Genomic DNA, 13,143 nt, shown 5'->3' on the forward strand with positions numbered 1-13,143 from the left:
GTCCGGGTCCAAGCACTAAGGTTCCGCGAGTGATCATCTGGTCCCGCTGGGGGTTCCTCTCCCTGCTGGCCATCGGACTGGGAGTGGGGACCGCATTCGGTCTCGACGCGCTGACCGGGGCACAGCTGGAGGGGGCCACGATCGGTGCGGTGATCTTCCTGTTCGCCGGGATCTTCAACCTGGCGCTGGCCTATCTCGTCTATCCACGGCTGGACAAGCCGCGTCCGGTGACCTACACCCAGTCGCTTCCGGAGCCGATCACGCACGCGAACGGCGTGGTGCAGACCCATCAGGTGTTGCCGGCGCTGGACGCGGACGGCAAGCAGGTCTGGGCCAGGCCGACATCGACCCTGTTCTTCGTCCCCGCCCGGCTGGTCTGGGTGCTGTGCCTGCTGGCGGCTCTCGTGCTCGGGGTGATCGGCCTGCTCGGCTGAGCACCGGCCGGTGGCCGCCGCGAGCGCTGCCCAGATCGCGACCCGGGTCCGGCGGCGATCGACGTAGCTCACCGGAAGTCCCGGGAGCGGTGGCCGGCCAGCACCTGCGCGGTCTGAGGCAGCACGGCCGCGAGCGGCTCGAGCCGGTCGGCGACGAGGTTGGTGACGCCGTCACGGTGCTCGATCACGCCGCGGACGAGCAGACCTGACGACTGCCGGCCGACCCGGCGATACCGCTGCCACAGCGCCTGGGAACAGACCACGTTCAACATCCCCGTCTCGTCCTCCAGGTTGATGAAGATCACCCCGCCCGCGGTGCCCGGCCGCTGCCGGTGGGTGACCAGGCCGCCGACCCGGATCCGCCGACCGTCGTGCTCGGCGCCCAGCGCGGTGACCGGCAGGATGCCGTGATCGTCCAGCAGCCGGCGGACGTGCCCGATCGGGTGATCGTCGGGTGAGATCTTGGTCGACCACAGATCGGCCATGGTCAGCTCGATCGGACTCATTCCCGGCAGGGTCGGCGGCGCGGCGTCGATCGCACTGCCCGGGATCGTGTCGGTGCTGTCGGTGTACCCGGCGTGCCACAACGCCTGGCGCCGGCTGAGCCCGAAGCCGTCGAAGGCGCCGGCCGTGGCCAGTGCCTCGGCCTGGGCCGTCGTGATCCCGGTCCGGCGGATCACGTCGTTGAGATCGGCGAAAGGCCCGATCGCCCGCTCCTCGACGATCCGCCGCGCCATCGGCCGCCCGATGCCGGACACCTCGGTCAAGCCGAGACGGACCGCGAAGTTGCCGTCGCGGCGATGCTCCTGGGTCCGATCCGGGTCGGAACGGTGGTACGGCCCGACCGGCGGCTGCACTCGCTCCAGACAGACGTCGGGACCGGTCGGTCCGATCGCGTCGGGATCAACGAGCTCCAGGGCCGCGTCCACCCCGGAGACCGCGATGTCGGGGCGGAGCACCCGCACCCCGTGCCGGCGTGCGTCGGCGGTCAGTGACTGCGGCGAGTAGAACCCCATCGGCTGGGCTCGGAGCAACCCGGCCAGGAAGGCGCCGGGATAGTGCAGCTTGAGCCACGAGCTCGCATACACCAGCAGGGCGAAGCTGATCGCGTGGCTCTCGGCGAACCCGAAGTTCGCGAACGACTCGATCCGGAGATAGATGTCGTCGGCCAGCGCGCCGGTGATGCCGTTCTCCGTCATCCCCTCGTACAGCTTCGCCTTGAGCCTCTCGATCTTCTCCACTCCGCGCTTGGAGCCCATCGCCCGCCGCAGCAGGTCGGCGTCCTCGCCCGTGCAGCCACCGACGGTGGTGGCGATCTGCATCAGTTGCTCCTGGAACAGCGGCACCCCCTTGGTTCGCTCCAGCACCGGCTCCAGCTTGGGGTGCAGGTAGGTCACCTCCTCTCGGCCGGTGGCCCGGCGGATGTACGGGTGCACCGCGCCGCCCTGGATCGGACCCGGCCGGATCAGAGCGATCTCGACGACCAGGTCGTAGAACCTGCGCGGCTGGAGCCGGGGCAGCGTGCCGACCTGGGCCCGGCTCTCCACCTGGAAGACCCCGATCGAGTCCGCCCGGCAGAGCATGTCGTAGACGCCCTGCTCCTCCTTGGGGATGGTGTCCAGCGTCCAGCGCTCGCCGATGGCGTCCGCGACCAGGTCGAACGTGTACTGGATGGCGGCCAGGATGCCGAGGCCGAGGAAGTCGAACTTGACCAGTCCCATGTAGGCGCAGGAGTCCTTGTCCCACTGCAGCACGGTGCGATCGTCCATCCGACCCCGCTCGATCGGGCAGACCTCACCGACCGGCCGCTCGGTCAGCACCATCCCGCCGGAGTGGATGCCGAGATGCCGCGGCGCCGAGAGCAGTTGATCGGCGAGGGTCACGACCTGCGTCGGGATGCCGTGACCGCCGCCGTCTGCGGAACGGTCGTCGCTCGCGTCGGCCGGGATCGACCCGTAGCTGTCGATCTGCTTGGACCAGGCGTCTTGTTGACCGGTGGAGTAGCCGAGTGCCTTGGCCATGTCCCGGATCGCCGACTTCGGCCGATAGCTGATCACGTTCGCCACCTGAGCGGCGTTCTGCCGGCCATAGCGACGATAGACCTCCTGGATCACCTCCTCGCGCCGGTCGGAGTCGAAGTCGACGTCGATGTCGGGCTCCTCCTCCCGCGCCGCGGAGAGGAACCGCTCGAACGGCAGTCCGTACAGGATCGGATCGACCGCGGTGACGCCGAGGACGTAGCAGACCACCGAGTTGGCCGCCGATCCCCTGCCCTGGCACAGGATTCCCCTCTCCCGGGCGAACGCGACCATGTCGTGGACGATCAGGAAGTAGCCGGGGAAGTCCAGCTGCTCGATCACCGCCAATTCACGCTGCAGCCGCTCCTCCGCCACCGCCCGGTTCTCGCGATACCGCGCATCGGCACCGATTCGGCAGAGCTTGCGCAACCAGCTGATCGGGGTGTGACCGAGCGGCACCTTCTGCTTGGGCAGCCTCGGTTTGGCGAGCCGGAGATTGAAGGAGAGCTCATCGGCCAGCCGGACCGACTCCGCCACCACGCCCGGATAGCGCCGGAACCTCACGGCCATCTCCGCACCGGTCCGCAGGTGCGCGGTCGGCGGCGGCAGCCACCCGTCCATCTCGGCCAGACTGCGCCGGGCCCGGACCGCGGCCATCGCGCAGGCCAGCCGGTAGTCCTTCGGCCGCGCATAGTGCACGTTGCCGGTCGCCACGCAGCGCAGACCGGCCGCCGCGGCCAGCTCGGCCAGGGCGTCGTTGCTCTCGTCGTCGGTCGGCAGGCCGTGATCGGTCAACTCGACCGCGACGTTGTCGGCGCCGAACAGCGACGCCAGCCGGTCCAGCTCGGCAGCCGCGGCCGCGATCCCGTCGACGACCAGCGCCCGGCGGACCGTGCCCTTGCGGCAGCCCGTGAGAATCTGCCAGTGGCCCGCCGCCTGTTCGGCGAGCTCGTCGAGGTCGTACAGCGGGCGACCCTTCTCGTCCCCCCGCAGCTGCCCGACGGTGATCGCCCGGGCCAGCGCGTGATAGCCCTCGACCCCACGGGCCAGCACCAGCAGGTGCGAACCCTCCGGGTCGGCGACCCCGTTCTGCGGGACGGTGAGTCCCAGCGACAACTCGGCACCGTAGACGGTGTCCAGCTCGTACGCGATCGCGGCCTCGGCGAACCGGGCCGCCGCATACAGCCCGTCGTGATCGGTGATGGCGAGCGCGCGCAGGCCCAGCCGGACCGCCTCCTCGACCAGGTGCTCGGGATCGCTCGCCCCGTCCAAGAAGGAGAAGTCGGAGTGCGCGTGCAGCTCGGCGTAGCCGACCACCGGCTCGGGCGGGCGACGGACCGGCATGGCCTCGTACGCCGGACGCTTGCGGCTCCACCCCGGTGCGTCTCCACCATCACCTGTCGGCCTGTCCAGCGGGTGGCTTCCCGGCGGCTTCGGTCGAGGGCCCGGCGCCCGTCCCGACAGCCGTCGCTCCAGCTCCGACCAGGAGATCGGCGGGTTGTTCCAGCCCATCAGGACCGCACCTGTCTCACGACGCCGCACTCACCGGGCGAGGCGCCGTGGACGATCCGACCCAGCTGACCTCGGTTCCGCCCCACTTCGCGCGCTCTGAGTGGACTTGGCGTGCCCTCCAGGACGAGCGGAGTCGACCTCCGATCCGCGAAGTGGCGGGCGGGCCGGGAAGCGATCGCAGCCGAGGCGAGCCGGATGCCGGAGGAGCCTGCAGCAGCGGGAGAGCTGTCAGTCATAGCGCGCCTCGCTCCACCACTGACTCCCCTCGACCACCATCAGCCAGGCGCTGCCGTCGCCGCCGACCAACTGGAACCGGGCCACGTGACGGGCACCGGCCTCGTCCCACCACAACTCGTCGATCGGCCACGGGCCGGCCCAGCCGACGACCGGCAGCGGACCCAGGCCTGCCTGCGGCACGACATGGACGGGCTCGGCGGTCAGGATGCCGCGCGGAGTGATCCGGACCGGCGACCCGTCCGGACCGGTCACCCGGGCAGGTTGGGGCTCGGCGAAGACCCGGGCCGGCGCCGGCGGCGGAATGCTGCCAGGCCAGGGCAGTCCGGCCGGGCGCGGCGCCCCCGCCTTCTCCCCCCACGGGCTGCTCGCCTGCCGCCGAGCCGCCGACCGGCCGCCCTGGACGCCGGGCGCGACGACCGCCTCGGGCCCGAGCATCCCCTGCAACCGCGCGACCCCACGCTCCAGCCGTTCGTCCGGTGCGCTCCCCCACAGCCCCTCGCCCTGGTCCGCCAACGACTCGACGGTCTCGGGCACGAACCGGACGCCGGTCACCGGCTCCGGTGCGGGGTTGGCCTGGAGCTGCCAGTAGAGCCGGTCGATCAGGTCGCTCGCTCCGAACCAGCGGGCGTGGGCCCAGGTCCGGACACCCGTCCAGCCGAAGTCGCCGCTCACCTCGACCGTCACACTCGTGCAGACCAGACCGTGGTGGGCCAGATCGGCGACACAACGCTCGGCGGTCCGCCGGGCCGAGAACACGATCGGCTCCACGGTCTCCAGCGGCGGCTCGAAGTGCACACCGGCAGCCACGTCCAGCGGTGGACGGCGCCCGGACGCCACCCGAACGTCGATCCCGCGAGCCAGCCGGTGCCACCACTCCCCCGCGCGCCCGAACCGGGTGAGCACGTCCCGGGGCGCCAACGCGGCGAAGTCGCCGAGCGTACGGATCCCCAAGCGGCGCAGCAGGCTGACCATGTCCGGGTCCTCGACCACCCCGATCGGCAGTTCGGCCAGGAACGCCGGTGCCGCGTCCGACGCAATCACCAGACACTCCTGGGGCGTGGCCCGCCGGGCGGCCTGCTCACCGGCGAAGATGCCGTCGGCGATCCCGATCCGGCAGTCCCACACCCCGACGCCGACTAGCCGCTCGGCGAGCACGGCGGCCGCCTCCCGCTCCCCGCCGTAGAACCGGCTGGGCACCCCGGTGGCACACAGCCCGGGGCGGATCGGACAGGCCGCGGAGGCGACGTCCTCGACCGCGGCCAGCACCTGGTCGAAGTAGCGCAGGTCCCGCTCGGGACTGTCGTCGACGACGATCAGCTCGGGACAGTGTGCGGAGGCGTCGCGCTTGCGCATGCCCCGACGTACGCCCTCGGCCCGGGCGGCCGGAGAGCAGGCCAGCACGGCACCCTTGCCGATCACCGCGATCGGTGCGCTCGCCGGCAGCCCGCCGTCCGCCGCGGCGGCGATCACCGGCCAGTCCGGGCACCAGAGCACCATCACCCGGGCACTGCCGATGTCGGCGCCGGTCCGCTCCATCAGCTCCACCGCCATGCCTCAGCCCGCCCTCTGAGCGAGCCTGGAGTGGTCCTCCAGCCGGACCGGAGCGGCCACCTCGTCCAGCCGTCGCACCCGCTGGTCGGGATCGGGCAGCCAGATCGAGGTCGTCCGGCCCGGATCCGACGCCCCGGAGACGGCGACCTCGACCTGACGCCCGGTCAAGCGACCGTGGCCCTGTCCCAAACCGACCCAGGACGAGGACCTGATCGACAGCCGCTGGTGGCAGCGTGGCCACTCCCCCCACACCACCAGGGCCGCGTCCTTCTGGATCAGCCGCGACCTCAGCCGGGCCGCCTGCTGCTCGGCCACCGGTGCCGGTGGACGGAGCAGGACGATCCCGGCCACGTCGATCAGCCCGGCCGTCACGCTCTGCCAGTGCTCTCCGGGCGAGGGCACCGCGATCGTCCGGGCCAGGTCGAGGCCGAACGCGGCCGCCGCCTCGTAACCGAACTCCGGCGCACCGACGATGGCCACCCACTCCCCGGCCCGCGACGCACCGGCCACCAAGGCCATCGCCAGGCTCGGGCTGTCCACCGCGTAGGCCGAGCCGGTGCGGAGCCGGACCAGTTCGTCGAAGGCGTCGAGCACCGGCAACTTCCGGGCGAAGGAAGTCCCTTCCATCCGCTGGACACGCTGCCGCAACTCCTCGATGCTGGGGGGTGGTGCGGCAGTCGTCATAGAGCTATATTCGAACTCGTGTTCGAAGAAGTCAAGACCTGGACCCTCATCAATTCGAAGGCGTGTGCCCATCGTGCCCCAGACCCCTGACACATCTCCATCCGACCGATCGCCACCCGATCGATCGGCCGCCGATGCCGTCTGGCGCGACTACTGTGCGGCGACCGGGGTCGACCCCGGCTCGCGCTGCGACGTCTATGCGTTCGGCGACTCACCGGCGCTGGCCGACGAACTGCTGACGCTCGTCCTGGACGGACCAAAGCGCGCCACCGCCGGGCTGGTCTCCGACTACGAGCGCGACCAGGAGGAGTTGCCCGTCGTCGGCATCCACTCCATCGTGCTGGACGGCCGCGGTGAGCCTCGCTGCGTGCTGCGGACCACCGACGTCGAGGTGAAGCCGATGAACCAGGTGGACGAGCGGTTCGCCTGGGACGAGGGCGAGGGCGACCGCAGTCTGTCCTGGTGGCTGGACGCGCACCGGCGCTACTTCACCCGCACCGCGGCCGCGCGCGGCGAGACTTTCGACGACGCGGAGCCGTGCGTGTTCGAACGGTTCGAGCTGGTCTGGCCGAAAACCGACTGACGCCGCCGGCGCGCCGGTCAGCGCCTCCGCTCAACCGTCGAACAGGGTGTGCTCGGTTGCCCCTTCCGGAGCGGTGGTGGCCGCGAGGATCCGCCGCGCTCGCCGACCGAGGTCGCTCAGGTCGACCCGGCCGGCGTCGACGGCGGCCGCCAACCGGGCGGCCAGGTCGATCGCCTCGTCGACCAGCGACGCATCGACCGCGCTCTCTTGACCCATGTCCCGCAGGATCGTGACCTCGGTCCGTGAGGCGACGATCGGATCGCCGACGCCCTCCACCCACACCTTTGTCCGCCGTCCGCCGCCACGGTCGTCACCGACCAGCGGTTCGAGCGCGAAGATCCGGTCGGCACGGGCGTACTTGCCGAAGCCGAGGGAGATCATCCGGTCCGAGGCCATGAGCCGATCATCTCAGCACCACCGACAACGACGACACCGCCGTAGCGCGATCGATCCGGAGGCTCGCAGGCGGCGGGCGGCTTGCGACCCGACCGCCGACGACGATCGCTCCGTCGTTGCCGACGAGCGGCCGGCCGCCCGCTCGGCATGATCATCTCGGCGCGACGAGGGAGCAGTTGTCGTCGGCGCACCACCGGGCCGCGTGGTGTAATCCGGATGACACACGGGCGTGTGATCATGCAGCCTGTGGGGGCCGAGCGCCACCGCGGCGCACAGCTGGATCGGCCGTCCTGGCCCGGTCCGTCGACGGGAGTGTGTCATGTCGGGTGTGGTGGTCTTGAACACCGACAACACCGCGCTGCACACGGTGTCGGTGCAGCACGCCATCCGGATGCTCGTCCGCGAGGTCGCGATCGTCGAGGAAGCACATGCGGACCGGATGATCGGGCCGTACCCGTGGCCGGTGGTGCTGCGGCTGGTGCGCTATGTCAAGACGGCGTTCCGGTATGCCCGCACGCCCGCCTGGTCCAAGCGTGGAGTCCTGCGCCGGGACCGGCACAGCTGCGGCTACTGCGGCGGGCCGGCGCAGACCGTCGACCACCTGCTGCCGCAGTCGCGCGGCGGCCGCAACACCTGGCTGAACACGGTGGCCGCTTGCAGCCGCTGCAACCATCGCAAGGCGAACCGGACCCCGGAGGAGGCCGGGATGGTGCTGCGCACCCGACCCCGGGTGCCGACCTGGAAGCAGATCCAGGCCGCCGCCGCTCCTGGCGCCCGCATCCTGCGGAGCTGACGGCGGCCGGTCGCCCGCAGTTCCCAGCCGGTGGGCCGGGTCAGGTCCGAACGTGCCCGGCCCGGGTCCGGGCACGCAGCACGGGCACCACGACGAGGACGAACACCAGTGCACCCAGGGCGCTCGCCGACAAGGCGACGACCCCGAGCGGCACCGCGCTGGACTGACCGGCGATCCCGACCAGCGGGGCCGCGACCGCGCCGGCAGAGAACTGGCACAGCCCCAGCAGCGACGAGGCGGCGCCCGCCCGCTCCGGGTAGTCCGTCATGGCCAGCGCGGTCGCGGTCGGGAAGACCAGCCCGACCGCGCTGACCATGACGAACAGCGAAACCAGCAGCACCGACAGGCCGGCACCGGCGATGACGCTGACGGCGAGTCCGGTCGCGCCGAGCAGGTTCAGTCCGAGACCGATGCTCAGCACGGTCGCGGTCGACAGCCGGTGGACCAGCCGTCCGCCGACCTGGCCCATCGCCACGATGCCCACGGAGTTGACGCCGAAGACGTAGGAGAACTGCTGCGGGCTCAGCCCGTAGATCTCCTGCAGCACGAACGTCGCCCCGGCGATGTAGGCGAACATGGAAGCGAACGCGAGGCCGGCGGCAGCAGCCGAGCCGACGAAGAGCCGGTCGCGGATCAGCACCGCGAAACCGCGCAGCGTGTGGGTCAGCCCACCGGTCGTCCGCCGCTGCGCCGGCAGCGTCTCCGGCACGCCGAACGCGCCAGCGAGCAGCAGCACCAGGCCGAATCCGGCCAGCACCACGAACATCCCGCGCCAGCTCATCACCCGGGCAAGCTGCCCGCCCAGCACCGGCGCGAGCACCGGCGCGAAGCCGTTGATCAGCATCAGCCGGGTGAAGAAGACGACCAGCTCGCGGCCCTCGAACAGGTCGCGAGCGACCGCTCGCGAGATCACCAGCCCGGCGGCGCCGGCGAGTCCCTGCAGCAACCGCAACAGCACCAGCAGCTCGATGCTGGGCGCGACCGCGCACGCGAGCGAACTGACCAGAAAACACGCCAGCCCGACGATCAGCGGCCGGCGCCGGCCGTACCGATCCGAGAGCGGGCCGGCGACGAGCTGGCCGACGGCCAGGCCCACCAGGCAGGCGGTGATGGTCAGCTGGGCGCCGGACGCGCCGGTGCCGAGGTCCGCGCTCAGCTGAGGCAGGGCGGGCAGGTACAGGTCGAGCGAGAGTGGCCCGAACATGGACAGCAGACCGAGCACGACGATCAGGCGGCCCCGGTGGTAGGTCGGGGCGCTCATGCGCGTCACTGTATCGGCGGGCTATCGGCCCCATCGCCGACGATCGACCCGCGAGCCGCCGGCGACCGTCGCGCTGTGCGCCGCAGTCGGCTGAGCCGCGCCGCGCGCCGCAGTCCGCTCAGTCGCGCCGTGCGGCGCGGTCGGCTCAGTGATCGGTCTCGTGCGCGTGCCGGCGTGGGCTGCTGTGCCGGCTGCGGACCACCGCATAGGTGTCCTCGAGCGCGGCGATCGCCTGTTCGTACGAGTGCTGGGCCACCCCGGCGAAGAGGCAGTCGATCAGGGCCAGCTGGGCGATCCGGCTGGACATCGCACCGCTGCGGAAGGTGGTCTCCCGCGCCGCGGTCAGCAGCGTCAGGTCCGCCTCGGCAACCATCGGCGCGCCCTCGAAGTTCGTGATCGCGATCGTCGTCGCGCCGCGCGCCCGGGCAACCCGCAACGCATCGACGGTGTCGATCGTCGTTCCGGTGTGCGAGATGCCGACGGCGACGTCGCCCGGGCGCAGCACGGCGGCGGCGGTCAGCGCCAGATGCGGATCGCTCCAGGCGAAGGAGACCATACCGATCCGGTGCAGCTTCTGATGCAGATCGGCCCCGACCAGCGCGCTCGCGCCGATGCCGTAGATGTCGACCCGGCCGGCCCCGACCAGCGCGTCGACAGCCTGTTGAAGGGCCTCCAGATCGACGGCCGCCGCGGTCTCCTCGATCGCCCGCGCGTCGGCATGGGTGATCTTGGCGACGATGTCGCCGAGCGAGTCCGTCGCGGAGATCTGACCGGTGACCGGAGCGCCGGCGCTGTGGTCGGACTCCTCCCACTGCGCGGCACGGGCGAGCGCGATCCGCAGCTCCGGATAGCCACCCAGCCCGATCGCCCGGCAGAATCTCAGCACCGTCGTCTCCGACGTCTGGCACCGTCGGGCCACCGTCGTGATCGAGCTCTCGGAGACTCCGGCCGGGTCGGCGAGCACCGCCTCGGCGACGCGCTGCTCCGCCGGCCGCAGGTTCGGCATCGCGCCGCGAACTCGCACCAGCACCGAGACCGCCGGCCGATGCTGAGGCGTCAGGGACGCCTCGGTGGGCCCACCGTTGATCGTCGTGCTCACGTAGCCACCTCTCCCCAAGTGTCAGCCATCGCTGGTGGCTATCTCGCTTACGTCCCCGCGCTCGCGCGGCAGCCTACTCAGTGGGCAGCCTTGTCCACCGGCGCTCTCACCATCCCGCATCCGGACTCGGCGCGCCAAGGATTTCGGCAAGGAACCGCGTCGTCACTCCCCAAGCAGCAGCGGACGCCGCCGGGTGATGGAACATCGGATTCGGATTGTCGAAGGCGTGGCCGGCGCCGTCGTAGGTCTCGAATCGTGCCTGGGCCGATCGCGTCACCGCGTCCCGGATCTGGTCGACGACCTCGGCCGGGATGAAGCTGTCCGCCAGACCGAAGTGGTGCAGGCTCGGGGCCGTCACGTCCGGTGCCCGATCCAGCAGGGTCGGCAGCGCGGATCCGTAGTAGCTGACCAGCGCGTCGGGAGCGTCGTCGGCGGCCACGTTGAACGCGAGCCCGCCGCCGAAGCAGAAGCCGAGCAGGGCCACCGGCCCGGTCACCTCGATCAACCCGCGGACGTGCTCGAGCGCTGCGACACCGTCGCGGACGGCCGCGGGCCAGTCCAGCCGTCGCAGAGCCGCCATGGCTTCGGTCATGGCGTCCGGACCGTCCTCGATCCGGATCTCGCCGAGCCGCCAGTAGATTTCGGGCGCGCAGACGACGTAGCCCAGCCGGGCGAGGTCGGCGCACCGGCGACGGATGTAGTCGGTGACACCGAAGATCTCCTGGAAGACCACCACCGCCGGGCCGGAGCCGGCCGGCGGATGCCACAGCTGCGCCGGCATCGGACCGTCTGCGCTCCGGATGTCGACGGTTTGCGGGCTCGCCACATCCATGGTGAAAACCTACTTGGCAACTCGTCGACACCGAAGATATCTTGATGTCAAGAGACTTCGAGGGAGCGAGATGTCCGACTGGGATCCCACCGACTACCTGCGATACGCCGACGAGCGCAGCCGGCCGTTCGTCGACCTCACCGCTCGGATCGACGCCGACGCGCCGCAGCGGGTGGTGGATCTCGGCTGCGGACCGGGCAATCTGACGGCCCTGCTCGCGCGACGCTGGCCCGATGCCGAGGTCGAGGGGGTCGACGCATCACCAGCGATGATTCGGCGCGCCGGGCAGTATGCCGGCGACCGGCTGCGCTTCAGCCTCGGCGACATCCGGGACTGGCAGGACGCCGAACCGGTGGACGTGGTCGTCAGCAACGCGACCCTGCAGTGGGTGCCCGGCCATCGGGCGGTGCTCCCCCGGCTGGTCGGTGCGCTACGACCCGGCGGTTGGCTGGCCTTCCAGGTCCCGGGCAACTTCGACCAGCCGAGTCACCGGCTGCTGCACGAGCTGGCCGACCGGCCACCGTACGCCGAGTGGACCCGCGACCTGGAGCGGCCGGCCGCCTTCGATCCCGAGGTCTACCTCGCCGACCTCGCCGAGCTGGGCTGCCGGGTGCAGGCATGGGAGACGACGTACCTGCACGTGCTGGCGGGTCCGGACCCGGTGTTCCACTGGATCTCCAGCACCGGGGCCCGGCCCGTGCTCGGCGCCCTGCCCGACGGCCTGCGAGACGACTTCGAGGCGGCGTACAAGAAGCGGCTGAACGAGGCGTACCCGCCCCGGACGTACGGCACGGTGCTGCCCTATCGCCGCATCTTCGCCGTCGCTGTGAAACCGTGAGCCGATGGACTGGTTCACGCCGGCGATCCTGGTCGGCCCGCGGCTGCAACTGGACGCGCTGACCCCGGACGACGCGGAGGGATACCTCCGCGCGCTCGGTGACGACGCGGCGGCCGCAGAGGTCACCGAACATCTCTCGGTCGCCCCGCCGGCCTCGGTGGCGGCGGCCGAGGCCCTGATCGAGCGCGCCCTCGCCGACCCCGGCCGGGTCCCCTACGCCCAACGACTGCGCGACACCGGCGAATTCGTCGGCACGTCGTCGTTCTACGACATCGACCCGGTGAACCGCGCGATCGCCATCGGCCACACCTGGCTGGCCCGGCCGCACTGGCGGACCGGCCTCAACTCCGAGTCGAAACTGCTGATGATGCGGTTCGCCTTCGAGCGTCTCGGCGCCGAGCGGGTGGTCTGGCACACCGACGACCGCAACGTCCGATCCCAGGCGGCGATCGAGCGGCTCGGCGCCACCCGCGAGGGCGTGCTGCGCCATCACCGGATCCGGCGCGACGGCAGCTGGCGGGACACCGTGAGCTATGCGATGCTCGCCGCCGAGTGGCCGGCGGCGAAGCACCGGCTGGTCGACGATCTGCCGCTGGACGTGGCCCGGCTCGACGCCGAGAACCGCTACGTCGCCACGTTCGGAGCCGAGCAGGTCGCCGAGATCAACTACCTGCCCCAGGGCCGGGCGCTGTTCATCACCCATACCGGCACGACCCCGAGCTGGCGCCGCTGCGGCATCGCCGCCCGGATCACCCGAGCCGCGCTGGACGACATCCGCGAACGCGGGTTGCAGGTGCGGCCAGGATGCAGCTACACCCAGCGATTCCTGGCTGAGCATCCTGACTACGCCGACCTCCGCGGCTGAGCTCCGGTCGGCGGTTTTCGTCCTGACAGCGGTGCTGCCG

The 13,143-nt window shown here is 71.3% G+C and carries 12 protein-coding genes; 5 read left to right on the forward strand and 7 right to left on the reverse strand.

Annotation, left to right across the window (positions count from 1 at the left end; genetic code table 11):
* The first annotated feature begins 29 nt into the window (after positions 1 to 29).
* The gene (locus ABD747_RS18485) at positions 30 to 434 is read left to right on the forward strand and encodes a hypothetical protein (protein ID WP_344807314.1); all 405 of its coding nucleotides are present in this window, start codon (positions 30 to 32) and stop codon (positions 432 to 434) included.
* Between the two features lie 68 nt (positions 435 to 502).
* On the opposite strand, the gene ABD747_RS18490 is transcribed toward ABD747_RS18485, so the two are convergent.
* From ABD747_RS18490 to ABD747_RS18500, 3 genes are all read right to left on the reverse strand, one after another.
* Positions 503 to 3,964 carry an error-prone DNA polymerase gene (locus tag ABD747_RS18490; protein WP_344807316.1) on the reverse strand — a complete coding sequence of 1,154 codons (3,462 nt, stop codon included), beginning with the start codon at positions 3,962 to 3,964 and terminating at the stop codon, positions 503 to 505.
* Between the two features lie 228 nt (positions 3,965 to 4,192).
* Complete coding sequence (locus tag ABD747_RS18495) at positions 4,193 to 5,752, reverse strand: DNA polymerase Y family protein (protein ID WP_344807318.1); 1,560 nt, start codon at positions 5,750 to 5,752, stop codon at positions 4,193 to 4,195.
* Positions 5,753 to 5,755: 3 nt separating this feature from the next.
* Positions 5,756 to 6,436 (reverse strand): hypothetical protein, encoded by a 681-nt coding sequence (locus ABD747_RS18500; RefSeq protein WP_344807319.1) that lies wholly within the window; start codon positions 6,434 to 6,436, stop codon positions 5,756 to 5,758.
* Between the two features lie 73 nt (positions 6,437 to 6,509).
* Here ABD747_RS18500 and ABD747_RS18505 point away from each other — a divergent pair, with 73 nt between their 5' ends.
* Entirely contained in the window at positions 6,510 to 7,019 is a 510-nt protein-coding gene (locus tag ABD747_RS18505; RefSeq protein ID WP_344807322.1) for an ASCH domain-containing protein, read from the forward strand.
* A gap of 30 nt (positions 7,020 to 7,049) precedes the next feature.
* Here the strand turns inward: ABD747_RS18505 and ABD747_RS18510 are convergent, their stop codons facing one another.
* On the reverse strand, positions 7,050 to 7,415 hold the full coding sequence (locus tag ABD747_RS18510; protein ID WP_344807324.1) for a hypothetical protein: 366 nt from the start codon (positions 7,413 to 7,415) through the stop codon (positions 7,050 to 7,052).
* Between the two features lie 319 nt (positions 7,416 to 7,734).
* Between ABD747_RS18510 and ABD747_RS18515 the strand changes: the two genes are divergently transcribed.
* Positions 7,735 to 8,208, forward strand: a complete 474-nt coding sequence (locus ABD747_RS18515) for an HNH endonuclease (protein ID WP_344807326.1) — start codon at positions 7,735 to 7,737, stop codon at positions 8,206 to 8,208.
* A 40-nt stretch (positions 8,209 to 8,248) separates the two neighbouring features.
* Here the strand turns inward: ABD747_RS18515 and ABD747_RS18520 are convergent, their stop codons facing one another.
* From ABD747_RS18520 to ABD747_RS18530, 3 genes are all read right to left on the reverse strand, one after another.
* Positions 8,249 to 9,469 carry a multidrug effflux MFS transporter gene (locus ABD747_RS18520; protein ID WP_344807328.1) on the reverse strand — a complete coding sequence of 407 codons (1,221 nt, stop codon included), beginning with the start codon at positions 9,467 to 9,469 and terminating at the stop codon, positions 8,249 to 8,251.
* A 145-nt stretch (positions 9,470 to 9,614) separates the two neighbouring features.
* Positions 9,615 to 10,568, reverse strand: coding sequence for a MurR/RpiR family transcriptional regulator (locus tag ABD747_RS18525; RefSeq protein ID WP_344807330.1), 954 nt, complete (start codon positions 10,566 to 10,568; stop codon positions 9,615 to 9,617).
* A 106-nt stretch (positions 10,569 to 10,674) separates the two neighbouring features.
* Positions 10,675 to 11,400: a dienelactone hydrolase family protein gene (locus ABD747_RS18530; RefSeq protein WP_344807332.1), complete on the reverse strand. Its 726-nt coding sequence runs from the start codon at positions 11,398 to 11,400 to the stop codon at positions 10,675 to 10,677.
* Between the two features lie 70 nt (positions 11,401 to 11,470).
* Here ABD747_RS18530 and ABD747_RS18535 point away from each other — a divergent pair, with 70 nt between their 5' ends.
* Together ABD747_RS18535 and ABD747_RS18540 are read left to right on the forward strand one after the other, a co-directional pair.
* Positions 11,471 to 12,238, forward strand: coding sequence for a trans-aconitate 2-methyltransferase (locus ABD747_RS18535; RefSeq protein WP_344807334.1), 768 nt, complete (start codon positions 11,471 to 11,473; stop codon positions 12,236 to 12,238).
* 4 nt (positions 12,239 to 12,242) lie between these two features.
* Positions 12,243 to 13,103 (forward strand): GNAT family N-acetyltransferase, encoded by an 861-nt coding sequence (locus tag ABD747_RS18540; RefSeq protein ID WP_344807336.1) that lies wholly within the window; start codon positions 12,243 to 12,245, stop codon positions 13,101 to 13,103.
* Positions 13,104 to 13,143 lie beyond the last annotated feature (40 nt).

It is taken from the genome of Microlunatus ginsengisoli (assembly GCF_039537205.1).
GTDB classification, from domain to species: domain Bacteria; phylum Actinomycetota; class Actinomycetes; order Propionibacteriales; family Propionibacteriaceae; genus Microlunatus; species Microlunatus ginsengisoli.